At 60.0% G+C, this 25,222-nt stretch carries 24 protein-coding genes; 20 read left to right on the top strand and 4 right to left on the bottom strand.

Features of this window, described 5'->3' with window-relative positions; translation table 11 throughout:
* The 4 genes from ETC27_RS00295 to ETC27_RS00280 all read left to right on the top strand — a co-directional run bounded on the left by ETC27_RS00295 (position 1) and on the right by ETC27_RS00280 (position 3,534).
* On the top strand, positions 1-1,443 hold the full coding sequence (locus tag ETC27_RS00295) for an NAD(P)(+) transhydrogenase (Re/Si-specific) subunit beta (protein ID WP_136253005.1): 1,443 nt from the start codon (positions 1-3) through the stop codon (positions 1,441-1,443).
* Positions 1,444-1,553: 110 nt separating this feature from the next.
* Entirely contained in the window at positions 1,554-2,609 is a 1,056-nt protein-coding gene (locus ETC27_RS00290) for an NAD(P)H-dependent glycerol-3-phosphate dehydrogenase (RefSeq protein ID WP_136253004.1), read from the top strand.
* 5 nt (positions 2,610-2,614) lie between these two features.
* The gene (gene sixA / locus ETC27_RS00285; protein WP_136253003.1) at positions 2,615-3,103 is read left to right on the top strand and encodes a phosphohistidine phosphatase SixA; all 489 of its coding nucleotides are present in this window, start codon (positions 2,615-2,617) and stop codon (positions 3,101-3,103) included.
* Positions 3,104-3,213: 110 nt separating this feature from the next.
* A complete protein-coding gene (locus tag ETC27_RS00280) occupies positions 3,214-3,534 on the top strand; it encodes an antibiotic biosynthesis monooxygenase family protein (RefSeq protein ID WP_136253002.1) in 321 nt (106 codons plus the stop codon).
* Between the two features lie 72 nt (positions 3,535-3,606).
* On the opposite strand, the gene ETC27_RS00275 is transcribed toward ETC27_RS00280, so the two are convergent.
* Positions 3,607-4,569 (bottom strand): AEC family transporter, encoded by a 963-nt coding sequence (locus ETC27_RS00275; protein ID WP_136253001.1) that lies wholly within the window; start codon positions 4,567-4,569, stop codon positions 3,607-3,609.
* A gap of 205 nt (positions 4,570-4,774) precedes the next feature.
* On the opposite strand from ETC27_RS00275, the gene kdgD reads away from it, so the two are divergent.
* The 7 genes from kdgD (at position 4,775) to ETC27_RS00240 (ending at position 13,512) form a co-directional block, all read left to right on the top strand.
* Complete coding sequence (gene kdgD, locus ETC27_RS00270) at positions 4,775-5,692, top strand: 5-dehydro-4-deoxyglucarate dehydratase (RefSeq protein WP_136253000.1); 918 nt, start codon at positions 4,775-4,777, stop codon at positions 5,690-5,692.
* A gap of 48 nt (positions 5,693-5,740) precedes the next feature.
* Positions 5,741-6,790: a type 2 periplasmic-binding domain-containing protein gene (locus ETC27_RS00265; RefSeq protein WP_136252999.1), complete on the top strand. Its 1,050-nt coding sequence runs from the start codon at positions 5,741-5,743 to the stop codon at positions 6,788-6,790.
* Positions 6,791-6,893: 103 nt separating this feature from the next.
* On the top strand, positions 6,894-7,337 hold the full coding sequence (locus ETC27_RS00260) for a tripartite tricarboxylate transporter TctB family protein (protein WP_136252998.1): 444 nt from the start codon (positions 6,894-6,896) through the stop codon (positions 7,335-7,337).
* A 14-nt stretch (positions 7,338-7,351) separates the two neighbouring features.
* Positions 7,352-8,860 (top strand): tripartite tricarboxylate transporter permease, encoded by a 1,509-nt coding sequence (locus ETC27_RS00255; RefSeq protein ID WP_136252997.1) that lies wholly within the window; start codon positions 7,352-7,354, stop codon positions 8,858-8,860.
* Between the two features lie 37 nt (positions 8,861-8,897).
* Positions 8,898-10,463 carry a galactarate dehydratase gene (garD, locus tag ETC27_RS00250; RefSeq protein ID WP_136252996.1) on the top strand — a complete coding sequence of 522 codons (1,566 nt, stop codon included), beginning with the start codon at positions 8,898-8,900 and terminating at the stop codon, positions 10,461-10,463.
* A gap of 35 nt (positions 10,464-10,498) precedes the next feature.
* Positions 10,499-11,824, top strand: a complete 1,326-nt coding sequence (locus ETC27_RS00245; protein ID WP_136252995.1) for an enolase C-terminal domain-like protein — start codon at positions 10,499-10,501, stop codon at positions 11,822-11,824.
* Positions 11,825-11,934: 110 nt separating this feature from the next.
* Complete coding sequence (locus tag ETC27_RS00240) at positions 11,935-13,512, top strand: aldehyde dehydrogenase (NADP(+)) (RefSeq protein ID WP_136252994.1); 1,578 nt, start codon at positions 11,935-11,937, stop codon at positions 13,510-13,512.
* Between the two features lie 143 nt (positions 13,513-13,655).
* Here ETC27_RS00240 and ETC27_RS00235 read toward each other — a convergent pair whose 3' ends face one another.
* Positions 13,656-14,597 (bottom strand): AEC family transporter, encoded by a 942-nt coding sequence (locus ETC27_RS00235; RefSeq protein WP_136252993.1) that lies wholly within the window; start codon positions 14,595-14,597, stop codon positions 13,656-13,658.
* Between the two features lie 300 nt (positions 14,598-14,897).
* Between ETC27_RS00235 and ETC27_RS00230 the strand changes: the two genes are divergently transcribed.
* Positions 14,898-15,632, top strand: coding sequence for a FadR/GntR family transcriptional regulator (locus ETC27_RS00230; protein WP_136252992.1), 735 nt, complete (start codon positions 14,898-14,900; stop codon positions 15,630-15,632).
* A gap of 18 nt (positions 15,633-15,650) precedes the next feature.
* On the opposite strand, the gene ETC27_RS00225 is transcribed toward ETC27_RS00230, so the two are convergent.
* Entirely contained in the window at positions 15,651-15,839 is a 189-nt protein-coding gene (locus tag ETC27_RS00225) for a hypothetical protein (RefSeq protein WP_136252991.1), read from the bottom strand.
* Positions 15,840-15,910: 71 nt separating this feature from the next.
* Between ETC27_RS00225 and ETC27_RS00220 the strand changes: the two genes are divergently transcribed.
* Genes ETC27_RS00220 through ETC27_RS00210 form a run of 3 tightly spaced genes read left to right on the top strand, consistent with a single transcriptional unit; the run spans position 15,911 to position 18,781 of the window.
* Positions 15,911-16,771: an alpha/beta fold hydrolase gene (locus ETC27_RS00220; protein WP_136252990.1), complete on the top strand. Its 861-nt coding sequence runs from the start codon at positions 15,911-15,913 to the stop codon at positions 16,769-16,771.
* Entirely contained in the window at positions 16,768-17,652 is an 885-nt protein-coding gene (locus tag ETC27_RS00215; protein ID WP_136252989.1) for an alpha/beta fold hydrolase, read from the top strand. The genes ETC27_RS00220 and ETC27_RS00215 overlap by 4 nt, the downstream gene beginning before the upstream one ends.
* A gap of 37 nt (positions 17,653-17,689) precedes the next feature.
* Positions 17,690-18,781 carry a patatin-like phospholipase family protein gene (locus ETC27_RS00210; protein ID WP_136252988.1) on the top strand — a complete coding sequence of 364 codons (1,092 nt, stop codon included), beginning with the start codon at positions 17,690-17,692 and terminating at the stop codon, positions 18,779-18,781.
* A gap of 160 nt (positions 18,782-18,941) precedes the next feature.
* On the opposite strand, the gene ETC27_RS00200 is transcribed toward ETC27_RS00210, so the two are convergent.
* Complete coding sequence (locus ETC27_RS00200) at positions 18,942-19,526, bottom strand: Smr/MutS family protein (protein ID WP_136252986.1); 585 nt, start codon at positions 19,524-19,526, stop codon at positions 18,942-18,944.
* Between the two features lie 134 nt (positions 19,527-19,660).
* On the opposite strand from ETC27_RS00200, the gene prmB reads away from it, so the two are divergent.
* The 5 genes from prmB (at position 19,661) to phaC (ending at position 25,158) form a co-directional block, all read left to right on the top strand.
* Complete coding sequence (gene prmB, locus ETC27_RS00195; RefSeq protein WP_136252985.1) at positions 19,661-20,614, top strand: 50S ribosomal protein L3 N(5)-glutamine methyltransferase; 954 nt, start codon at positions 19,661-19,663, stop codon at positions 20,612-20,614.
* Between the two features lie 31 nt (positions 20,615-20,645).
* A complete protein-coding gene (gene aroC / locus ETC27_RS00190) occupies positions 20,646-21,731 on the top strand; it encodes a chorismate synthase (protein ID WP_136252984.1) in 1,086 nt (361 codons plus the stop codon).
* Positions 21,732-21,802: 71 nt separating this feature from the next.
* Positions 21,803-22,201 carry a hypothetical protein gene (locus tag ETC27_RS00185; protein WP_136252983.1) on the top strand — a complete coding sequence of 133 codons (399 nt, stop codon included), beginning with the start codon at positions 21,803-21,805 and terminating at the stop codon, positions 22,199-22,201.
* A 96-nt stretch (positions 22,202-22,297) separates the two neighbouring features.
* A complete protein-coding gene (locus ETC27_RS00180) occupies positions 22,298-22,921 on the top strand; it encodes a phasin family protein (RefSeq protein WP_136252982.1) in 624 nt (207 codons plus the stop codon).
* A 395-nt stretch (positions 22,922-23,316) separates the two neighbouring features.
* On the top strand, positions 23,317-25,158 hold the full coding sequence (phaC, locus tag ETC27_RS00175; RefSeq protein ID WP_136252981.1) for a class I poly(R)-hydroxyalkanoic acid synthase: 1,842 nt from the start codon (positions 23,317-23,319) through the stop codon (positions 25,156-25,158).
* The last annotated feature ends 64 nt before the right edge of the window (positions 25,159-25,222 follow it).

The following is a 25,222-nucleotide window of genomic DNA, read 5'->3' as shown; positions in this document are numbered from 1 at the left end:
ATGTTGGGTCAAGAGTTCGTTTCTGCTGCGGCTATCGCGGCAAGTGTATTGTTCATCCTCTCGCTGGGGGGGTTGAGCAATCAGGAAAAGGCCAAGCGGGCGGTGTGGTACGGCATCGTTGGCATGGCGTTGGCAGTGGGCGCCACCATGTTCGGCCCGGGCGTCGGCGGCTATGGCTGGATGATTCCCATGATGCTGATTGGTGCCGCAGTGGGCACCGTGTTGGCGCGCAAGGTCGATATGACCGAGATGCCACAGCTGGTAGCGGCGTTGCATTCCTTTGTCGGCTTGGCAGCGGTCTTTGTAGGCTGGAACGCCGATCTGGAGCGGCGTCGTGTGTTGGCGGCAAGGCTCGCCGAGTCCGGGACCGAGGGCTTCTCCGCCTTTGCCGCGACCCTGGCGTCGAAGACGCCGGCCGAACTGACCTTCCTGCAGATTGAGGTGGTGCTCGGGGTCTTCATCGGCGCGGTGACCTTCACCGGTTCGGTGATTGCCTTCGGCAAGCTCGCCGGCAAGATTGATGGCAAGCCACGCCAGTTCCCTGGCGGCCACTGGCTGAATGCCGGGGCGGCGATCCTGTCGCTGGTGCTGGCCATCGCCTACCTCAATGGGGCCGGTTTCTGGACCCTGCTGGTACTGGCGCTGCTGGCTTTCTTCGTCGGTTGGCATTTGATCATGGGCATCGGCGGCGCCGACATGCCGGTGGTAGTTTCCATGCTGAACAGCTACTCCGGCTGGGCGGCAGCGGCTATCGGTTTCACGCTATCCAATGACCTGTTGATCGTGACCGGTGCCCTGGTGGGCTCCTCGGGCGCCATCCTCTCCTACATCATGTGCAAGGCGATGAACCGCAATTTCGTCAACGTGATTCTGGGTGGCTTCGGCGGCACCCAAGGGGAAGCGGCCGAGATCGAAGGCGAGCAGGTGTCGATTGATATCGCCGGTGTGGCCAGTGCGCTTAACGATGCCGACAGTGTCGTCATCGTGCCGGGCTATGGCATGGCGGTGGCTCAGGCCCAAAATGCCGTTAGCGAGCTGACCCGCAAACTGCGCTCCTCCGGCAAGAACGTTCGCTTTGGCATTCACCCGGTGGCCGGGCGACTGCCGGGCCACATGAACGTATTACTGGCCGAGGCGAAGGTGCCGTACGACATTGTCATGGAGATGGACGAAATCAATGATGACTTCACCGAGACGGATGTGGTGATCGTTATCGGCTCCAATGACATCGTCAACCCCGCGGCACAGGAAGACCCGGCGAGCCCCATCGCTGGCATGCCGGTATTGCGGGTGTGGGAGGCCAAGCAGGTCTTCGTCTGCAAGCGTGGTCAAGGTACTGGCTACTCTGGTATCGAGAACCCGCTGTTCTTCAAGGAGAACACGCGGATGTTGTTTGGTGATGCGCGGTCTAGCATCGACACGCTGGTGCCGATGATCGACTGAGCCGAGCAGGGCTGTACGCCCACTCCGAGCAACTCCCGAGCGGAGAGGCATTTCTGCCTCTCCGCTTTTCGTTACAATGAGGCTATCTATCACTCGTCAATGGATCGAGAATGTCTGATGATCGCTTGAAGGTTGCCGTGCTGGGCGGTGGCAGTTTCGGGACGGCGCTTGCCAGCATTGCCGCCGATAATGGTGCCCAGGTGCACCAGTGGATGCGAGATGTGGCCTTGGCTGACGAGATCAATCGCGACCATCGCAACCGCCATTACCTACCGGATTACGCCATTAATCCTGCCGTCACGGCTTCTACCGACATGCGTGAGGTGGTCACTGACGCCACCCTGGTGCTGGTGGCGATTCCTTCCAAGGCCTTCCGTTTAGTGGTGCGTCAGGCGCGCCCCTGGTTATCGCCCGACCAGATACTGGTCAGCACCACCAAGGGAATTGAAGCCGAGGGGTTCAAGCTGATGAGCCAGATCCTCGAGGAAGAGACCGGCTTTTCCCATATCGGCGTGATTTCAGGACCCAATCTGGCCTCCGAGGTCGCCGACAAGCAGCTCACCGCGACCGTGATTGCAAGTGACGACCCCCTGACACGGGCGCGGGTGCAAAGCGTGCTGGGTTGCGACTATTTCCGAGTCTATGCAAGCAATGACCGCTTTGGTGTTGAGCTTGGTGGCGCGTTGAAGAACATTTATGCCATCGCCGCCGGCATGGCCGCTGCACTGGGCATGGGCGAGAACACGCGTAGCATGTTGATGACTCGGGCCTTGGCCGAGATGAGTCGCTTCGCGGTTCACCTGGGAGCCAACCCCATGACGTTCCTCGGTCTGTCCGGCGTCGGCGACCTGATCGTCACCTGCTCGTCAAAGCTCTCGCGAAACTACCGGGTCGGCTATGCCCTTGGTGAGGGCCGAACCCTGGAGGAAGCCGTTGATGCGCTGGGGCAAGTCGCCGAGGGTGTCAATACGGTGCACCTGGCTCACGACATGGCAACGGAGGAGGGCGTCTACATGCCGCTTGCCGAAGGCCTGTATCAGGTGCTGTTCAATCAGGTGCCTGCACGCGACATGGCCAAGTTGCTCATGCAGGGCGAGCAGAGCAGCGATGTAGAGTTCACGCTGTCCCGCGAGGATGTCAAAGAGGCTAGACGCCTGGAGGAATGACAACGATGCACGAGACCCTATGGATCATGCGCCACGGCGAGGCTGCTCCCGGCCAGCCTGATGCCGAACGTTCGCTGACCAAGCAGGGCCATCAAGAAGTCGCGGGCATGGCCGATTGGCTGGCCAAGCGACTTGGCGATGAGGGGCTTGCCAAGCCGCGGGTGTTGGCAAGCCCGTATCGTCGCGCTCAGCAGACCGCGACGCTGATGGCCGAACGCTTGGGCGTGGCAGTCGAGACACTGCCCATCATCACGCCGGAGGACCCGGTGGGGCCGATTCTTGACTGGCTGATCGATACCCAGGAGCAGACACCCGGGCCCTTGTTGCTGGTCAGTCACATGCCGCTGGTGGGTGCTCTGACGGCACAGCTCACCGATGGGGCTCGGGCGCCAGGGCTTGGGTTCCCCACCGCGGCTATCGCTCGGCTTGAAAGTGACGTGTTCGCCGCTGGCTGTGCTCGCCTCATCAGCCTGGAAGTACCCGGGGGGCACTGAATTCGCCATAGCAGTGCTTTCTCCCTATTGGTCTATCTCTCGCGCCGTCTTCCGGCGGCGCCTTCCCCGTGCAGGAAAAACTCCCTCTCGTTTTCTCCTAGGAGCACCCCATGACGTATATGGTCAACAATCGTATCCACGTGACGCCGGGCTACGAAGAGACATTCGAGGCGCGCTTTCGTGCCCGGGCCGGTGAAATCGATCAGCAACCCGGCTTCGTCGCCATGCGGGTGCTGCGCCCTCAAGGCAATCAGGCGCCCTACATCGTGGAAACTGAATGGGAGAGCCAGGATGCCTTTCGTGCCTGGGTCGGCAGCGATGACTTCAAGCGAGCCCATGCCAACCCCATGCCGAAGGAGGCATTCGGTGAGGGGGGTGGCATCGAGCAATTCGAAGTGGTCGAGGGAACGGTCGCTGTGGGGTCTCGTTAGCGCTTGTCTTGGCAGAAGAGACGCTTTTGTTGGTCTTTGATGGCGCCGTTTGGCGCCATCGGTTTTTTTCTACTAGATCAGCCCCGCGAGCCGAAGCGCAAAGATACCCAGGGTGACAGTGATACTGGCCATTAGTGTGGTCAGCGCGATGATATTGGCGGTGAGCGTCTCGTCGTTGCCCATGGCTTTGGCCATCACATAGGCGGCCGCTGCCGTAGGGCTTGCGAAGAACAGGAACATCACGCCGAGTGACGGTCCGGTGAACCCAGCCGCGACGGCGAGCAATGTCGACGCTGTAGGTAACACCACCATCTTGGCCAGACTGGCGCTCAGCGTGGTGCGATAGCCTTTCCTCAGGGCACGGGTGGAAAGGGTCGCGCCGATGCAAATCAGCGCCAGAGGCAACGTAAGCGAGGCGAAGTAGTCGCCTGTGGTGGTCAGCCAGTCGGGGAGTGATACATCCCATACGGCAAAAGGTGTCGCCACCACCACCGCTAGAATCAGAGGGTTCGTCAGGATGTGCTTCAGAATGCTCTTCCAGTCGACGCCCTGTGATGCTCCTTCCTTTTGTGGCTGGTAGGTCGCCAGCACGATCACTGACAGTACGTTATAGCTCAGGATTACCACGCCAAGTAACAGCCCGCCTAGCGACACGCCTTCATCACCATAAAGTCCGGCGGCCAGCGCCAGGCCGACGACGCCGCAGTTACCACGAAAGGCCCCTTGCACATAAACGCCTCGCAATGGGCGCCGTACGCGCCCCATGGCCCACCCCCAAGTGGCAGCGAAACTTGCAAGCGTCGCTAGCGCAAAAAACAACAGCATCCAAGGGTCGAGAGTCGCTTCTAAGTCGGCGTCCGCCAGGCCGAAAAACAGCAACGTCGGCAGCGTGGCCCGAAAGACCAACCGAGAAGCGGTGTTGACGAAGTTTTGATCGATCCAGTGAAAGCGCTTCAAGCCAATGCCGATGAAGACCATGGCAAACACCGGCAGAGTGACGTTGAGCGTCGAAATAAAGATGTCGATCAATGACATGAGTGCATCCTGAGGGGATTCTGGCGCGTTGCAGCAGTACTTGGGGCGAAATAAGCGTCGCCTCTGGGAGCTCTACTTTGGTCTAAATTTACCACAGTACCTATTGTCAGTCTGGAAAGGAGTAGCTAGCTTGTCATTTGTATGATGTATGACATTAAGGCCGACGTTGAAGGCTGCCCTGCGGAACAAGAGAGAGGACGATCAGGTGAGTTTCACACGCGATGAAGTCAAGCAAGCCATCAGTGACGGACTACTGTCCTTCCCGATCACCGATTTTGACGCCGAAGGGCGTTTCGATGCCGAGAGCTATCATCAGCGGCTCGAGTGGTTCATCAGTCACGAAATCTCGGCTGTTTTTGTCGCCGGTGGCACGGGCGAGTTCTTCAGTCTGTCTCAGGATGAGTTCCGCGAGATCGTGCGCCTGGCGGTGAAGGTCGTCGATGGCAAGCTGCCGGTGATCGCAAGCGCGGGTCTCAGTGTCGCGACCGGCAGTGCCTTCGCGCGCATCGCCGAGGAAGAGGGCGCCGACGGCATTCTGCTGATGCCGCCCTACCTGACCGAGTGCCCCCAGGATGGCCTGATGGACTATGCGCGTCAGATCTGCGATTCCACATCCATCAGCGTGATCTACTATAACCGGGGTAACGGCATCATGAAGCCGGCGGCAGTGAAGCGCCTGGCCGATGCCTGTCCGAACCTGATCGGCCTCAAGGATGGCAAGGGCGATCTGCAGGCCTTGAACCGGATCATCCGGACGGTCGGCGATCGACTGGCCTACGTGGGGGGCGTGCCGACGGCCGAGATCATGGCAGAAGCCTATCTGGCTATTGGTGTGAACACCTACTCCAGTGCGGTATTCAACTTCGTGCCGGATATGGCGGTGACCTTCTACAAGGCCTTGCGCGGTGGCGATACCGAGACGGTCCGTCGCATCAGTCAGGATTTCTTCCTGCCCTTTGTCGATCTGCGCGACAACAAGTCCGGTTATGCGGTCAGTCTGATCAAGTCTGGCGCCGAGATCATTGGGCGTCCCGCCGGTAGCGTTCGCGCGCCGCTCGAGATGCCCAATGCCGATGAGCGAGCTCGACTCAAAGACTTAGTCGAAGCCGCCAAGGGGTTCTAACCCCTGACATTCACCCATATCCAATAATGACAGCGAAGAGGTGAGAACATGAGCATGCCCAACATCTACAAGACACTCGGTACTTCAGTATTGATGGCCGGTATGGCCTTTGGCAGCAGTGTCGCCATGGCAGCAGACGGCCCGCTGCGCGGCAATGTCCGCGTCGTGATCGGCTCGACGTCGACCGGTGGTGATACCTACCAGAACTCCAATATCGTCGTCGATGCACTGGCCGAGCACCTTGACCTCAACATGAAGGTGGACGCCGTCGGTGCCACTGCCGCTTTCCGTGCGCTGGATCGGGATGCACGGGGTAACACCCTGATGATCTTCCACGATCAGTCCTACCTCGGTCATCTCTATGGTGTTGAGGGCTACGACAATATCTTCGAGAAATACACCATCGGGCCGACCGTTGCCATCAACCCAGGAAACGCCTACCTGGTGCCCAAGGATTCTCCCTATGAGAACCTGAATCAGATCATTGAAGCGGTGGGTAATGGCGAGACAGTGCGTGTCGCGATCCAGCCGGGTGGTGTCTCCGAGATTGGTTTCAGTGCCCTGAAGAATGCGATCTCTATCGAGCATCCGGGCATGGAAGACAACCTGGTGGCCGTGAATACTGGCTCTCAAGCCGACAAGAACCAGCAACTCTTTGACGGTCAGGCGGATTTGATCAACGGCACGGTACAGGCCAACGAGCAGTACACGCGACTGCCGGAAGATGATCAGAAGGCCATGCGTTTCGTGTGGCTCACCGCTCGCAATAGCACCATCCAGCAAGCGCCGGAAGATGGCCTCGGCAAGACCTCGCGTGAAGAGCTGCTTGAATTTGTGGAGCCCAACGTGAACGTCACCATGGGCGATGAGAACTTCACCTTCGATAAGGAGTTCTTCTTCCTCTACAACAAGGACATGGACCCGGCAATCGTCGATCAAATCGATGATGCACTGACCGAGATCTATGCCGAGGGTGATATTCAGGACGTTCAGAAGAATTCGTTCTTCATTCCCAACTTCAAGCCGTCTGATGAAGCAGCGGAATATCTCGAAAACAAGCGAGCCGTCTACGAAGACATCATCACCAATATTCAATAAAGCCTGGATCGCCGGCAGGCATTGCCTGCCGGCTTTTTCCGCCGTGTCATACCCCATGTAAAACGAAAGGCTCGTTTGAACGAAGGCCTTCATCGGAGCCGCTATGGAACCAGGACTGACATCCCTGTTAAGTGTCTCGATTGATTTCGAGACCTCTCACTTGTTCTTCCCTCGCATTATTCATTGGCTGATGGGAGGCCTTTTCGCACTGATTCTGGTGCTAAGAATCCTGCCTTTCCTGGCGTCAGTCAGGCGAGGAGAGCGGACGCTGCCCATCCTTGGCGAGTCTTTCGACAAGTTCCGCTTCTTCGGATCCCTGGCACTGATGGCCGTCTATTTCTACCTGATGGCGGTTGTGGGTGATCTCTTTCCCTATACGGGCTACGGGTTTCTTTTTGTTTCGATGGTTTTCATCTTCCTGATGTCGCTGATGTACATGCACACCAGGACCAAGCGTAAGGTCATGACCGCTGCCATCAATGCCATCGTGGCACCCAGTCTGGCGTGGTTCATTCTCGCCAAGCTGTTCCAAATCACCTTGCCGTAGCGGAGTCGTACCCGATGCTGGATATACTGTCGTTACTCGATATTACGTTCTTCCTGCTGGCGGCCCTGGGTGCCCTGGTGGGCATCATCTTTGGGGCTATCCCGGGGATGACCGCGACCATGGCCGTGGCGGTGTGCTTGCCACTCACCTATGCCCTGGGCCTTCATCACGGACTGGCGTTGCTGCTGGGTCTCTACGTAGGGGGCATCTCAGGCGGCATGGTGCCGGCCGTATTGCTTAACATTCCTGGCACGCCTTCCTCGATTACCACGACCTTCGATGGCTACCCCATGGCCCAGAAAGGGGAAGGGGAGCGCGCATTGCGTGTCTGCGTGGTCGCGTCCGTCGTCGGTGGCCTGATCAGCGCCATCGTGCTCTTCCTGTTCGCGCCGATTCTTGCCGAGTTTTCGATCAAATTCTCCTATGTGGAGAAGTTCTTGATCATTCTGCTGGCGTTGACCGTTATCGCCTCCATGTCCAGCAATATGCTGGTGGGCATCTTCAGCGGTGTGCTGGGTATCTGGCTGAGCCTCATCGGCACCTACAGCATCTCTGATGGTGGTAATGGCAAGACGCGTTTGATGTTCGATTTTCTTGAGCCCTACCTGTTCGAAGGCTTCTCTCTGCTGCCGGTGTTGATCGGTATCTTCGGTATCGCGACCATTCTGCTTGAGGCCGAAAAAGGCGTAAAAAGCGGCCTTTCCGGCAAGACCATCAATATCGGCAAGGGGGGCGGTTTTTCCTTTTCCCTCTTCAAGGGGCGGGCGACCAACCTGGTGCGTTCTTCCTTTATCGGTACTTTCGTTGGCATGTTGCCGGGTGTCGGTGGCAGCGCTGCCTCGGTGCTTGCCTATACCCAGGAAAAAAACCTGTCGCGTGACTCAAGCGAGATGGGGAAGGGGGCGCCTCAGGGGCTGATCGCGTCCGAGTCCGCCAATAATGCGCTGACCGGTGGCGCACTGATTCCGCTGCTGTCACTCGGTATTCCCGGTGATTCTACCACCGCGGTGCTGATCGGCGCCTTCACGTTGCAGGGCATTCAGGTCGGCCCCTTGTTCATCCCGGAGAATGCCGACACCTGGTACGTGATGATGACCGCGCTGGTATTTGCCAACATCGTGATGTTCTTTTTGATGTTCTATGCCATCAAGCACATCGCCAAGGTGGTACTGGTGCCCAAGTACATCCTGTATCCGCTGATTGTGATGATGTGTGTGGTCGGGGCCTATGCCATCAATTACGGCATCATGTTCGATGTCTGGACCCTGCTGATCTTCGGTGTGCTCGGGTATCTGATCCAGAAAGTCGGCCTCGAGGTGGCGCCATTGATCATCGGCTTCATCCTCGGCAGTCAGGCGGAGGTCTACTTCGTCAAGAGCCTGGAATCCTTCGGTACTTTCGCGATCTTCTTCACCAAGAGCCCGATCGCCATGGTGCTCTGGGGCCTGATCGCCGCCTCGGTGGCCTTCTCGGTAGTGATGGGGTTGAAGAGCCGCGCCAGGCGCCGGGGGGAAGAGTCGTGATGAGCGCTCACCACTCCTGCAACCGCGAGGACCGAGTATGACGGACAAGCGATCTCCCCGAGTGATTCGCATCCACTCCAAGGACAACGTTGCCGTTGTCGTCGAGCAGGGCGGCCTTGCCGCCGGGGATAGGCTCGACGACGGTATCGAACTCCAGGTAGCCGTGCCTCAAGGGCACAAGGTGGCGCTCGAGGCATTGGCAGCAGGTGATGCGGTCATCCGTTACGGCGAAGTCATTGGCACGGCCACCATGTCCATTCCTCAAGGCGGGCATGTCAACGAGACCAACCTGCACATGCCCACGGCTCCGGCCCTTGAGGATCTGCCGCTGGCGACCCGCCCAGCGCCAACGGCGCCGCCTCTCGAGGGCTATACGTTCGAGGGGTTTCGCAATGCTGATGGCAGTGTGGGGACCAAGAACGTGCTCGGCATCACGACCAGCGTGCAGTGCGTGGCGGGCACCGTCGATTACGTGGTCGAGCGCATCAAGCGCGAGCTGCTGCCACGTTTTCCAAACGTTGATGATGTCGTGGGGCTCAATCACAGCTATGGCTGTGGTGTGGCGATCAATGCGCCGGCCGCGGTAATCCCGATTCGCACCATAAGAAACCTGGCGCTGAATCCCAACTTCGGCAATGAGGTCATGGTCATAGGGCTGGGTTGCGAGAAGCTGCAGCCCTCGACTTTGATCGAGGACCGGCCGGTTAAGATATTTGAAAACACCGCAGCCGCTGACCCCAGCGCCAATGTGCTGAGCATGCAGGATGAGTCCTTCACGGGCTTCGGTGAGATGGTCGAGGGCATCATGGCCATGGCCGAGCGCCACCTCGAATACCTTGACCGTCGGCGCCGCGAGACCTGCCCGGCCTCCGAGCTGGTGGTGGGCATGCAGTGCGGTGGCAGCGATGCCTTCTCCGGATTGACCGCCAATCCGGCGGTGGGTTTTGCGACCGACCTGATCGTGCGTGCCGGGGGCAGCGTGATGTTCTCCGAGGTCACCGAGGTTCGCGATGCCATTCACCTGTTGACGCCGCGTGCCGTGGATACCGCGGTCGGGCAGGCGTTGGTCGATCAGATGGCCTGGTACGACGACTACCTGACCCAGGGCCAGGCCGACCGCAGCGCCAACACCTCGCCGGGTAACAAGAAGGGCGGACTCTCCAATATCGTCGAGAAGGCGCTGGGATCGGTGATCAAGTCCGGCAACTCGCCGATCGTCGATGTCATCGGGCCCGGTGAACGGTTACGCAAGCGCGGTCTGACCTTTGCTGCCACGCCGGCCAGCGACTTCATCTGCGGCACGCTTCAGGCGGCCGCTGGCATGAACCTTCAGGTCTTCACCACTGGGCGTGGCACGCCCTACAACCTGCCCATGACCCCGGTCATCAAGGTTTCCAGCAATTCCACTCTGGGACGGCGCTGGCACGATCTGATCGATCTCGATGCGGGGCGTATTGCCACGGGCGATGCATCCATCGAGGAGATGGGCTGGGAGTTGTTTCATCTCATCCTCGAGGTGGCCAGTGGCCGCCGTCAGGTCGCCGCTGACCGGCTTGGCCTTTACAACGACCTGGTGCTGTTCAACCCGGCACCGGTGACCTGAGTCCCTTAGCGATTTCTACAGGAGGCAATAGCCCCATGTTTCCCAAGATTACCAAGATGAACATTGTGCCGGTGGCCGGCGAAGACGGTTTCCTGCTCAACCTCAGTGGCGGTCATGCGCCCTGGTTCATCCGTTGCGTGTTGGTGCTGGAAGATGCGTCCGGCAACCGCGGGGTGGGCGAGATCCCCTCCAGTGAGGGCATCCTCAAGGGGTTGGAAAAGTGCCGTCCGCTCGTAGAAGGCGCCCCTGTCAACGAGGTCAAGCAGGTATTGAGCCGGGCCCGTGAGCTGCTGGCCCAGGGTGGCCCCGAGGAGCGTGGCCGCCAGACATTCGACCTGCGCGTGGCCGTGCATGTGGTCACCGCCATCGAGTCGGCGCTTTACGATCTGTTTGGCCAGGCATTGGGCATGCCGGTTGCGGACTTGCTGGGTCAGTTCGGTCGCCAGCGCGATGAGGTCGAGGCGTTGGGCTATCTGTTCCTGTTAGGCGACCCGGACAAGACCGATCTTCCTTACCCGAAAGTCACCAATCCCGTGGATGCCTGGGACGAGGTGCGGTATCGCAAGGCCATGACCCCTGATGCGGTGGCCAACCTGGCCAAGGCCGCCTATGACCGTTATGGCTTCAAGGACTTCAAGCTCAAGGGCGGCGTATTGCGTGGCGAAGAAGAGGCCGACTGCATCCGCGCGCTGCACGAGGCATTCCCCGAGGCACGCCTGACGCTGGATCCCAATGGAGCCTGGAAGCTCGACGAAGCGGTGCGGGTGCTAGACCCGATCAAGCACCTGCTGAGCTATGCCGAGGACCCTTGTGGCCAGGAAGGCGGCTTCTCCGGTCGCGAGACCATGGCCGAGTTCAAGAAGCGTACCGGCATGCCGACCGCCACCAACATGATCGCCACCGATTACAAGCAACTGCAGCTCGCGGTACAGCTAAACGCCGTGGATATTCCGCTGGCTGACTGTCACTTCTGGACCATGCAGGGCGCTGTGGCCGTGGGCGAGCTGTGCAACGAGTGGGGCATGACCTGGGGCTCGCACAGCAATAACCACTTCGATATTTCACTGGCGATGATGACCCATGTGGCTGCTGCCTGCCCGGGTGAGATCACCGCCATCGATACCCACTGGATCTGGCAGGACGGCCAGCGCATTACCAAGGAACCGTTCCAGATTCGTGACGGTAAGCTCAAGGTGCCTAAGACGCCGGGGCTAGGGGTCGAGCTTGATGATGCCAAGCTCATGGAAGCCCATGAGAAGTACAAGCGACTGGATGTGACCCAGCGTAACGATGCGATGGCGATGCAGTACCTGATCCCGGGCTGGGAGTTCGATCCCAAGCGTCCCGCTCTGGTGCGCTGATAGTGGTGGTCTGACACCTCTGAACACTTCTTGCCTGATGAGGCGGCGAGTGCCGTCTCGTCTGACCTGAACGGCGCCGTATGGCGGCGTCCCATGACAGGAGAAATCGTATGACACTGGAAGGCAAACAACTGATCGGCCAGAGCGCCGTGGCCGCCAATGGCGCGGCAATCAACGCCATCAACCCCGCGACCGGCGAGACCCTGTCACCGGCCTATGCCGCCGGCGGCAAGGCCGAGGTCGACCAGGCCTGTGAACTGGCCTGGGCGGCCTTCGGCACGTATCGCGAGACCGGCCTCGAGGAACGCGCCCGCTTCCTCGAGACCATCGCCGACGAGATCGAGGCCATCGGTGACGCGCTGATCGAGCGTGGCGTGGCCGAATCCGGCCTGCCGCAGGCTCGCCTGCAGGGCGAGCGCGGCCGTACCTGCGGTCAGCTGCGCCTGTTCGCCTCGGTGGTGCGTGCCGGCGAATGGCTCGATGTGCGCATCGACCCGGCGCTGCCCGAGCGCGAACCGATGCCGCGTGTCGACCTGCGTCAGCGCCATATCGGCCTGGGCCCGGTCGCCGTCTTCGGTGCCTCCAACTTCCCGCTGGCGTTCTCGGTGGCCGGTGGTGATACCGCCTCGGCCCTGGCCGCTGGCTGCCCGGTGGTCGTCAAGGCGCACTCCGCGCATCCTGGCACCAGCGAGCTGGTCGGCCGCGCCGTGCAACGCGCCGTCGCCAAGTGCAACCTGCCCGAAGGCGTGTTCTCGCTGATCTACGGCTCCGGCCGTGAAGTGGGTCAGGGCCTGGTCCGCGATGCGCGCATCAAGGCCGTGGGCTTCACGGGCTCGCGCAGCGGCGGCACCGCACTGATGCAAGCCGCCCAGGAGCGTCCCGAGCCGATCCCGGTCTATGCCGAGATGAGCTCGATCAACCCGGTGTTCCTGCTGCCCGAGGCCCTGAAGAGCCGCGCCAAGGAACTGGGCAAAGCCTTCGTCGGCTCGCTCAACATGGGCGCCGGCCAGTTCTGCACCAACCCGGGGCTGGTGATCGCCCAGCAGGGTGACGGCCTGGAGGCGTTCCTCGACGCCGCCGGCGAGGCGGTCAAGGGCGCCCCGGCTCATACCATGCTGACGCCGGGCATCCATGAGGCTTACACCCAGGGTGTCGAGGGCCTGACGCAAAGCCGCCATGCCCGTGAAGTGGCGCGTGGCCCGGCTGGCGACGGCCCCAACACCTGCCAGGTCGGGCTGTTCGTCGCCAAGGCGGCCGACTTCCTGAGCGATGAAGCCCTGCAGGCCGAGGTCTTCGGGGCCACCTCGCTGGTCATCGAATGCGCCGACCAGGCCGAAGTGGCACGCGTGGCCGAGCATCTGGAAGGCCAGCTGACCGCGACCCTGCAGATGGACGATGGCGACCTGGACGCCGCCCGCGGCCTGTTGCCGATCCTCGAGCGTCGCGCCGGGCGCGTGATGGCCAACGGCTGGCCGACCGGCGTCGAGGTCTGCCACGCCATGGTCCATGGTGGGCCTTATCCTGCCACCTCTGACTCGCGCACCACCTCGGTGGGCAGCGCGGCAATCCATCGCTTCCTGCGCCCGGTCTGCTACCAGAACCTGCCCCAGGGCCTGTTGCCCGAAGCGCTGCGTGACGGTAACCCGGAAGGCGTCAGCCGCCTGGTCGATGGCAAGCGTGAGGCCTGAGTAGGCCGCGTGAGTCGACACAACTGAGTCAATGCGACTGAGTCGGCCCGAAGAGCCCCGCGAAAGCGGGGCTTTTTTGTGTCGGCTCTGTGTCGGCAAGCAGTGTGGAGGAGTTGCGGGGCGGGCTTTCGTTTGGCTTGCGGCTAGATCAATGCCAGTAGCTTTAGCACGAAAAGCCCTGCGCTGATGGTCACTAGGCTGAGTAGCGTGCTGACCACGATGATGCTGGCGGCGAGCTGCTCGTTGCCGCCGGCGGCCCTGGCCATGACGTAGGCTACCGCCGCGCTTGGGCTGCCAAGGAACAGGAACAGAATGCCAAGCTCTGCACCGCGAAAGCCGAGCGGTACTGCTATCAGCACACCAAGGGCCGGCATCAGGGCGAGCTTCCAGAGGCTGGCTTCCAGGGCAAGCGTGCTGCTTTGCCTGGCAGCAGAGACGCTCAGGCTGCCGCCGATGCAGATCAGTGCCAGTGGCAATGAAAGGGATGCCAGATAATCGCCTGAGGTCATTAGCCAGGTAGGCAGTTGCACCTCGAGGTAATTGAGGGGGAGGGCGGCCACGATGCCTATGATCAGCGGGTTACGGGTGACATCGCCAAGAATCGCCAGGGGACGTGCGCTGACAGATGGGCTATAGACGGCCAGCACAATCGCTGACAGCACGAGGTTGAGGACGATGATGGCACCGGCCATGATACTGCCCAGTGACAAGCCGATATCGCCATACATGTTGGCCGAGAGGGCCAGGCCGACGATGCCGCAGTTGCCGCGAAAAGCCCCCTGCACGAAGACGCCTCGGTCTTCATGTGGACAGCGTGGCAGTGCCCATAACCAGATCAGCGCGAAGGCCAGCGTCGAGACAACCATGTAGGCGCCGACCAGCTTGACGTTGAGAGCCGTGTTGGGGTCGGCGCGTAGGATGCTCAGAAACAGCAGTGTAGGCATAGTGGCCCTGAACACTAGCTGGGAGGCGGTATTGACGAAGTCTTGATTGATCCAGCCAAGCCGCTTGAGTAAGGCGCCGACGAAGACCATGGCGAATACGGGGAGGCTGACTTCCAGTGTTGTGAAAAAGACATCGACCATCGAGTTGTCATCCTTTTATCTAGCATGCACAGGGTAGCTGTGATGCTAAGCAGTGCCCCTGTATGGCGCGAGGTCAAGCAGGTGGCATGTGCTGCCCTGTGGTGATGGGTAGTATGATGTATGATGGGTGGTGAAGTGAACGTTTGTATACGGCCTTCACTTACGCTAAGAGCAGAGCTAAAAGACACTAGTGATGTGTGGCCATGCTTGGCTGTGATGTGGTTGTCGAAACTGACAGGTTCGCAGGCATTTTTCGCGACGTGACGTGCAGGAACTGAATTTAGGGTAAAGGGTGCGGAAATGGCGAAATCGAGCTCATGGGATGTCAAGCGCGTCAACCGCGAAGGGAGTCTGTCTCAAGCCGTCGTGGAGCAACTCGAGCGTCGCATAACATCAGGCGATACACCGGTGGGGAGCAAATTGCCTACCGAAAGTGAGCTGTGCGAGGCCTTTGGGGTTAGCCGCACGGTGGTGCGCGAGGCTATCACCTATCTAAAGTCGCTGGGGCTGGTCGAAACTCGGCGCGGTGTTGGAACGACAGTAATTCGCAACGATAAGGCTGAACCACGGCCGGCCGTGCACATCAGCCCCCAGACCATTGAGGATATCCTTCAGGTACTGGAGCTGCGATTGACGCTTGAGCCCGCGGCGGCCGAGTTGGCTGCACTGCGTCACGACGACAAAGACCGCAAGTTGCTGGAGACGCGACATGCCGAGTTTGTGCAGGCGCAGGCGGCGAAGTCACAGGCTCGCCGTGAAGATTTCGCCTTCCACCACGCGATCATAAAGGCAACGCACAACGTGTGCTTCGAACGTCTTTACGAGTCCTTGAGCGCCAGCGTGATCCCGCGTGCCAAGCTACTCAGCGCCGATATAGATCCTCGCGGTACGGCGCGTTATCTCGAGCTGGTCCATGAGGAACATGCCCGCATTCTGACGGCCATTATCGAGCGAGATGGGCCATCAGCACGAGAAGCGATGCAGCAGCATCTTGAACGCTCTCGCGATATGTATGCACGTTACCGGGATGCCTAAGCGCCTAAGGCGAATTCCCTAGTGGGTCAGCCACCATCCGACGACGATGGCAGCGGCGACGGTGGTGAAGAAGAGGGCATTACGTAGTTGCGTATCGCGGGGTGGACGCGGCTTTGACACGGCGGACTCCGGAAAAGAGAAGTGAGAGGCGAAACCGCTTGCTTCGATGGCAGCGGGGGTAGCTTCGAAATCAAACAGTCGTTTCATTTCGAGGCCGGAGCGGCTAGATTGTGAGGGTAAGCCGTTAGCTTGCTAGTTGCCACTTTCCAGGACGCCCCATGCTTCAGCGCCATGAATCCTTTCGGGGATGCACCGCATCAGTCGGTGCATCTGTTGCCACCCACCAGAAGCCACCATTGGTCTTCGCTCATGCCAACGGCTTTACCGGGCGGAGCTATCAAAGCCTGCTGTCACCCCTAAGCGAGCGGTTTTCCCTCCACCCCCTGGAACAACTCGGTCACCATCCGCGCTTTCCCGTAGGGCGGAATTGGTTGGCGCTGCGCGATGAGCTGTTGTCGCGCCTACCTGAGGATGACGAACCGGTGATCGGCGTCGGTCACTCGATGGGTGGCGTCTTGATGGCCATGGCCGCCGACAAGGCACCCGAGCGCTTTCGTTGTGTGGTGGCGATGGACCCACCCCTGATGCTCGGTCTCGATGCATTGGCCATCAAACTGGCCAAGCGAACCGGGATGGTTGACCGGATCACGCCAGCGGGCCGAAGCCTCAGGCGTCGGGCACACTGGCCTGATCGGCAGGCGATGGGTGAGGATCTGAGGCGCAAGGGGCTCTTTCGTGGTTTCACCCCGGAGGCGTTCGATGACTATCTGGCGGGGGCCGTGAAGCACCTCCAGAGCGGTGGGGTGTCGCTTGCCTTCTCGCCGGATACCGAGGTCGAGATCTTTCGTCATCTTCCCGATCACCTTCGCTATCTTCCGTCGCGACTCTCGGTACCGCTCGCGCTTCTGGCCGGTCGCGAGTCGGACTTGTTAACCAGGCGCCGGATTCGCCGAATCCGGCGCCATGATGTCCCGCTCGAGCTGGTGCCCGGTGGGCACATGTTTCCCATGGAGCATCCCGACGCCTGTCGCCGGGCGCTGTGCACAACCCTCGAACGCCTGCTGGAGCCTTCCTCATGACCCCAACCGACTTGTACCTGGGCGAGAGCCGTTTGGCGGCTCTGGCCTGGGGGGATCCCGATGCGCCCACCTGGCTCGCGCTGCACGGCTGGCTCGATAATGCCGCAAGTTTTTCTCGGCTGGCCCCCCTGTTGGCCGAGCGGCTCGGTATTCGCGTTGTGGCGCTGGATTTCTCAGGCCACGGTCTCTCCAGGCGTCACCCACCGGGGGTCGACTATGCTATTTGGGACTACTGCCACGACGTGTTGGATGCCATGTCTACGCTCGAACTGGAGACAGCACCTCTGTTGGCCCATTCAATGGGAGCCGCTGTGGCCTGCTTGTTTTCTGCGGGGCTACCCGAGCGAGTGGAGCAACTGATGTTGATCGATGGCCTTGGCACGCTCACGACGGAAGGCAAGGACACCGCTCAGCAATTGCGGCGTGGCCTGCTTGGACATCGTCGCCGCCGTTCGCTGTCACCACGCTATGCTGATATAGAGAGTGCTGTTGCGGCACGCGTTGCAGGGGGCGTGACACCCATTGATGCTGATACGGCGTGGCCACTGGTCGAACGTAACCTGGAGCCTTTGGACGATGGTCATTTTCGGCTGCGAACGGATGGCCGGCTGCTGCGTCCCTCGCTGGTGCGTTTCTGTCCCGAACAGGTGACAGGCCTGCTTGGTGCGATTAGCGCGCCTTCGCTGCTGATAGAGGGTGAGAGCGGTATCCTTGGCGAGCGGGATAGCGCGAAGCAGGCGAGGGCAGCCTTGCCAGGGCTCGAGCGACGAGTGCTGTCAGGAGGGCATCATTTGCATCTCGAACGCGAGGTGCTGGCTGAGGTAGCCGAGAACATCGCACAATGGTGGCAAACGGTCTCCTTGGGCGTGATCGAAGAGTGAAGCGGGCCAGATGCCTATCTGGTGCGGAGGGGAAATCATGAACAGCAAGGCGAAAGAGGGAAAACGTGTCGCCCTGGTGCTTGGCAGTGGTGGCGCGCGCGGCTACGCACACATCGGCGTGATCGAGGAGCTCGAGGCGCGGGGCTATGAAATCGTGGCGATCTCGGGGTGTTCGATGGGGGCGCTGGTGGGCGGTGTCTATGCGGCAGGCCAGTTGCCAGCCTATCGTGACTGGGTGTGCCAACTGGATTATTTCGATGTGCTCAAGTTGGTTGATGTCACATGGAGCCCAATGGGCGCCATGCGTGCCAATAAGGTAATGGGCAAGCTGGCCAGTCTGATTGGCGAGACCCGCATCGAGGATTTGGCGATACCGGTGACCACCGTGGCAACCGACCTGGTACGACAGCGCGAGGTCTGGTTTCAGAGCGGCTCCTTGTTGCAAGCCATTCGGGCATCCATTGCCGTGCCTGGCATTATCACGCCGGTTCATGTCGGCGATCAGGTGCTGGTTGATGGTGGACTCATGAACCCTTTACCGATCATTCCCACTGTTTCGGCGCGAGCCGATCTGGTGGTAGCCGTCAATGCCACGGCTCACAGCCCTCGGCCGATCAGTCTGGAAGAGCTTTTGCCGGAAGAAGAAGTGGCAGAAGAGTTAGCTCGCGAGGAGGCTCTAGAGGCCGAGGGACGCGGTTTTTCCGGCTGGGTCTCCGGAGTGCGCGGTCGTGCGCAGCGCCTGTTTAACAGTGGCAGTAGCGGCGGGTCCGATGAGGCAGAAGAGGCGCCGAGCACTCAGGGGGAAAGTCAGCGTGCCTGGGGCAAGCTCGACATGATGCTGGCGTCTTTTGATATTACCCAGGCGGCCCTTGCCAAGTACAAGCTGGCGGGCTATCCCCCGGACGTGTTGATCGAGATACCCAAGACGGTCTGCGGAGCATATGAATTTCATCGCGCAGAAGCGCTGATCAAGCTGGGCCATCATTTGGCCTCCCAGGCGATAGAGCGGCTCGAAGGATCTGCGGCCGGCCGGGTTGGGACCAGCCGGGCAACGCTTATCCAGGCTCCCACGGTCGAGCCCTCGTCTGGGCAGACAACGCCTGCGGCTAGAGAGGCTGCTTCACCCTGAATAGGTGCTTGTGTCTGACTAGGCAATGTCTGAAAAGTACTGCGCTCGCCCATACGGCGTTAAAAATCGGCTCAAGATGCTCATTTACACCCCGTAAACTCCGCTCTTTCGCCAATTTTTGCCTTGTCTGGCCTTCGCTCGTCGACTTTTCAGACAAAGCCTAGAGGCTTTCGCCTCGGCGCCGCAGTAATATATAGACCGCACCGCTGCCGCCATCCATTTCGCGAGCCGAACAGAAGGCCAGCACACTAGGCCACTCGCGAAGCCAGGCGTTGACATGACTTTTGATAACCGGGTAGGCATCCGGCCCCGTGGCGGAGCGTGATTTGCCGTGGACTACCAGTACACAGCGGGCGCGTCGTTCGCGGGCCTCGCGAATGAAGCTCTCGAGCTCTGAGCGCGCCTCATCGATGGTATACCCGTGCAGGTCGAGGCCTGCCTCCCAGGCGATGCTGCCGCGCTTCAATTGGCTGCGGGTGCGTTGGGGGAGGTCCGGGACGGTAAACTCGAGCCACTCGGAAGGGCGTACGGGTTCAACCCGCCCATCGCTGGTGCGGCTGCTTAACTGATAGCTATCGTTTTCCAGGGCGGCGGCACGGCGTTCGGCCAGCGCCTCCTGGCGCCGCTTCTTGGGTTTGCCCGGGTCGGCTCGGTTAGAGCGCATGGGTTTGACCCCTGCATCGGCCAGGGCCTGGCGAAACAGCGAAACCTCGTCATCGTCCGGGTGTCCGCGGCGCTGGCTCATGTTGCTCCCCGTGGATTACGTTGAATGGGTAAATGACGGGCCAGTATAGCGGCTTGGCAGTGACTGTGAACCGTGCGACGGGCCGGGTACAATCCCAAGTCTGACACTCAATTCGATAAATCACAGGACGACGCGTGGCCGCCTCCCGACCCGATGCCGATTCGACCCTTGCTCTCGATGATCGCGAGATCGCCGAGCACCTTCATACGCTGCGCGACTGCCTGCGTTGGACGACCAGTGAATTTTACACGCATGGCCTGTTTTTCGGTCACGGCACTGCCTCTCCCTGGGACGAGGCGGTTGCGCTGACGTTGGGGGCCTTGCATCTGCCCTGGGACGTTGATCCTTCCGTGCTGGAGGCGCGACTGCTGCCCATGGAACGGACACGGATCGTCGGTCTGGTCCGTGCGCGCATCGAAACCCGTCGGCCCTTGCCTTACCTGCTCGGAGAGGCATTTTTCTCAGGGGTGGCGTTTAACGTCGATGAGCGTGTGCTGATTCCCCGCTCGCCGATTGCCGAGTTGATCGAGGACGGGTTCGCCGCCTGGTTCCCCGCCGAGCCGCCGGCTCGTGTGCTGGATCTGTGCTGTGGTTCCGGCTGCATCGGCATCGCGACTGCGCTGCATTTGCCTACCGCCGAGGTCGATCTGGCCGACATCAGCACCGATGCCCTTGAGGTTGCCAAGACCAACATCACGCGCCATGACGTCGGTGCACGGGTGCGGGCTGTGGCTTCTGATGTGTTTGAGGGCCTTGGCGGTCAGAGCTACGACCTGATTGTCTCCAATCCCCCCTACGTGGATGTCCGCGACCTCGCCACCATGCCAGCGGAATTCGGTCACGAGCCGGCCTTGGCGCTGGGGGCGGGAGATGACGGCCTGGATATCGTGCGCCGCATACTGCGTGAGGCGCGGAGCCTGCTGACCGATGACGGCGTACTGATCGTTGAAGTCGGCAACTCCGATCATCACCTGGAAGCGGCCTTTCCCGAGGTCCCCTTCATGTGGCTCGAGTTCGAACGTGGCGGGCAGGGCGTCTTCGTGCTGACCGCCCATGAACTCGATGCCTACGCCGCCTCCTTCGCCTGAACCGCTGATACCTGAGCCTTGAGGAACGTCAATGTCCGGTAATACCTTCGGTAAGCTATTTACTGTTACCACTTTCGGCGAGAGCCACGGCCCGGCGCTGGGCGCCATCGTCGATGGCTGCCCGCCGGGGATTCCGCTCAGCGAGGCCGACCTGCAGCGCGACCTCGATCGCCGTCGTCCCGGTACCTCGCGCCACACCACCCAGCGTCGCGAGCCGGATCAGGTGCGCATTCTTTCCGGTGTCTTCGAAGGCGTCACCACTGGCACTTCGATCGGCTTGATGATCGAGAACACCGATCAGCGCTCCAATGACTACTCGAAGATTAAGGATCAGTTCCGACCGGCCCACGCTGATTACACTTACCATCACAAGTACGGTCAGCGGGACTATCGGGGCGGCGGGCGCTCCAGTGCCCGGGAGACCGCCATGCGCGTGGCGGCCGGCGCCATCGCTAAGGCCTACCTGGCAGCTCAGGGCATTCGCGTGCGTGGGTACATGAGCCAGCTCGGTCCGATGGCCATGGAGTTCAAGAGCTGGGCCTCGGTCGAAGAAAACGCCTTCTTCTGCCCGGACCCTGATCGTGTACCGGAACTCGAAGACTATATGGATCAGTTGCGTCGTGATCAGGACTCGGTGGGTGCCAAGATTACCGTGGTGGCCGATGGCGTCCCGGTGGGGCTTGGCGAGCCGGTCTTCGATCGCCTGGATGCCGAGCTTGCCCATGGCCTGATGAGCATCAATGCGGTCAAAGGGGTGGAGATCGGTGACGGCTTTGCGGCCGTTGCCCAGCGGGGCAGCGAGCATCGTGACGAGATGACGCCAGAGGGGTTTCTGTCCAATCATGCCGGTGGCGTGATTGGCGGGATATCCTCGGGCCAGCCGTTGATTGCTCATCTGGCTCTCAAGCCGACCTCCAGCATTACCTTGCCGGGCCGTTCCATCGACGTGCACGGTGAGCCGGTGGAAGTGGTCACCAAGGGGCGGCATGATCCCTGTGTGGGCATACGCGCAACGCCAATTGCCGAGGCCATGATGGCGCTTACCCTGATTGACCACTTGCTGCGTCATCGGGCGCAAAATCTCGACGTGAGTGTGGATACACCCCGCCTGCGTTGAGTTCATGGGGGGCCACACGCTGGCCCCCTGGCTGCTAGACTGAAACCCAATCCATCAGTTTGGCGATGCCTATGAAGATTCACCTCGAGTTCGACCTTACACCTGCCGAATTTCGTCAGTCTCTTGGCTTGCCTGATGTCGAGGCATTCCACAACGAGCTGATGTCGCGTGTCCAGCAGCAAATGGATGCTGGAGCAGAAGGCTATGACCCCATGAGCCTTCTGCAGCCCTTCCTCAAGAGCCCCTTCATGCCGCCGGCTTTTCAAGAGTCGTTCAAGGGCAACTTTCAGGACAACCTCAACCAGGGAATGAGCAGTTTCGGCAATTACCAGCAGATGATGCTTGATATGCTTCAAAAGGCTCAGGCCGCTTCCAGCCAGTCCAAGGAAAAGGATGAGAGCTCAAAGGCTGATGAGAGCAAGTCAGCTGACGAACCAGCCAGTGCCCGTTCGCGGTCTCACCGTAAGTAACGTTGGTGGTTGCATGGTCATGAGACCGGTACTACGCTTTGTGCAGTGCAGCAATCAGGGCTCGCGCCCACATTGATGAACCATGGAGGATGTGCCATGAAGGACAAGACGTTTACCGAGTTTACGGAGCAGGCTGAAAGTTTCTTCGCGCCGATGCGCAAGCTCAATGGCTTGATGCTAGACAACATGGAGAAGCTGACCCAGTTCCAGCTTGAGTCCATGAAGCGTTACAGTCAGTTGGGCACAGAGCGGCTTCGTGATGCCAGCGAGGCCAAGGACCCCGAGGCGATGCGTGACTTCGGCACGCGTCAGACAGAAATGATGAACGAGCTCTCTACCCAGCTACTCAAGGATGCTGAGGCGATGACCGAGCTAAGCCTTGAGTTCAAGCGCGAAATGGAGAAGGTGCTGACGGAAGTCTCGGATACGGCGACCCAGCAGGCGACCTCGGCGACACAATCCGCTACCGAGCAGATGACCACCGCCACTGAGCAGGCGCTAGCCTCGACGCAGCAATTCGCCGAGCAGGCCAGCCAGCAGGCCGCACAGGCGACCAAACAAGCGGCAGAGGCCACGCAGCAAGCAGCGCAATCCAGTCAGCAGGCGACAACCAAGCCGTCTTCAAGTGCAACCAGCCGCCGCAGTAGCTCAAGTGCCAAAAGCTCAGCATCTAGCAAATCGGGTGGTGCCGGCAGCACGGGGGGAAACAAGAGCTCCTGATGCCGGATTGCATCGCCTCATAGGACATGTCACCCATGGCTTAAAGATGAACGCATCTTTCGGCCATGGGTGCGTATATATTGGCGGTGGCAGGGATGGCGAGTGTGGTATATAGGCTAAGAGAGAAAGGGCACTGAACCCCTTGGATCGAGCATGATTGTAATGCAGCGACCATTGCCATGTGCGTCTCCGGGTAGCCGAGTATGCCGCTTGTTATGACAATACGATATTGGGTTGGGGAGGCTTATATTGTCAGGCTGGTTTGTTAGGCCAAGGATCAACGGATCCTTTGACCATCAGGAAGTGGGGCAACGGATAGTGTCATAAGTGCGGTGGCAGCAGGATTGGATCAGTAGTTTCGAGATCACGCAGGGCTTCGATCACAGGAGTGGGCAATGCAGTCAGGTTTACATGCGCCATCGGCGTCCGAGCTTCAGGAATGGAACAAGCAGCTGGAAGTAATGGGTCAGGAATATCAGGTGCTGATGCAGGATATGCTGGCGCGGATGTTGCCCGGGGAGGCCGGCAAGACCATCTATGAAGATATGCGCGAGAGTTTTCGCGCTGGTGCTGAAGCGTTGGTCAGCGATCCTGATACGCTCATGAATGCTCAGCTACGGCTTGCCCAGGATCAGATGCAGCTTTTCCAGCAGAGCCTGCGAGACTTGAGTGGTGAAGAGACAGAGCTTTTGATCGAGCCTGCCCGTGACGACCGCCGTTTCAAGGATGAGGCTTGGCGCAAGGAGCCTTTCTATCGCGCTCTTTTAGAGCAATACCTCTTGTTTTCGCGGCTTGTCGAAGAAATGATCGGCAATCTTGATAACTTGCCTCCCGATCAGAAGCGCAATCTTGAGTTCTATGCGCGTCAGTATGTGAGCGCCATTTCACCCTCAAACTTCGCCTCTACCAATCCGGAGGTGATGCGCCTGACCATGGAGACTAAGGGGCAGAACCTCATCGAAGGGCTTGCCCAACTTCGCGAGGATCTGGCCAACTCGGCGGAGGGTATCAACGTCAAGATGACCGATCGCAGCGCCTTCACGGTCGGCGAAAATGTGGCAGTAACGCCGGGCTCGGTAGTTTTCGAAAATGAGCTCATGCAGCTGATCCAGTACGCACCAACCACCGAGAAGACGTTCAAGACGCCGCTTTTGATCGTGCCGCCCTGGATCAACAAGTACTACATTCTCGACCTTCGTCAGGATAATTCGTTGGTGAGGTGGCTCGTTGATCAGGGCCACACCGTCTTCCTGATCTCCTGGCGCAACCCGGGCACTGAACAGCGGGATTTGACCTGGGCAGATTACATGCAGCTTGGTCCCATCGAGGCCATGAGTGCCATCGAGCAGGCATGTGGCGAGAAATCAGTGAACCTTCTGAGCTATTGCATCGGGGGGACCTTGACCGCCTCGACAGTGGCCTATTTGACCAGTACCCGCCGCGGGCGCAAGGTGCGTTCGGTGACCTATATGGCCACCTTGCAAGATTTCAGTGACCCCGGCGAGATTGGTGTCTTCCTCAACGAGCCGGTGCTTAAGGGGCTCGAGCGTCAGATGGAGAAGGACGGCTATCTCGACGGTCGAGTGATCGCCTTTTCGTTCAACCTGCTACGTGAAAAAGACTTGTTCTGGTCGTTCTATATCAGCAATTACCTTAAAGGCGAACAGCCAGCGCCTTTCGATCTGCTGTACTGGAACACCGATGGCACCAATCTGCCAGCCGCTACCCATGGTTGGTATCTGCGCAACATGTATCTGGAGAACCGTCTGATCGAGCCCGGTGGCATCGAGCTGGATGGCGTCAAGATTGACCTGCGTAAGATTTCCACGCCGAGCTATTTCGTTTCCACCCGTGAAGACCATATCGCCAAATGGAACAGCACCTATGGCGGCACTCAACTGCCCAAGGGGCCGGTGACCTTTGTGCTCGGTGGTTCCGGACACATCGCCGGAATCGTGAACCCGCCGCACAAGAACAAGTACGGTTTCTGGACCAATGCCGAGTTGCCCGCCCAGCCGGAGACTTGGCTTGAGGGCGCGACCTTCAATGAAGGCTCCTGGTGGCCGCATTGGCAGACCTGGGTGACGGAGAACGGCTATGCAGATGCCGACAAGATGGTGTCGGCGCGGCAGCCCGGCGAAGGAGGGCTTGAGATTCTGGAGCCTGCTCCGGGGCGCTATGTGTGCCAGACCATCCCTGAAGTGCTTGGGCAGGTGGCGTCGAAGGAAGCATCCTGAGTTTTTCACCAATCCCTGATGCAACGAGGCCCGCCAATGGCGGGCCTCATCGTTTTCTAGCCTT

It is taken from the genome of Onishia niordana (assembly GCF_004798965.1).
In the GTDB taxonomy this organism is placed as follows: domain Bacteria; phylum Pseudomonadota; class Gammaproteobacteria; order Pseudomonadales; family Halomonadaceae; genus Onishia; species Onishia niordana.
The sequence above is the reverse complement of the archived record's forward strand: the minus strand, read 5'-3'. Positions and strand labels throughout refer to the sequence as shown.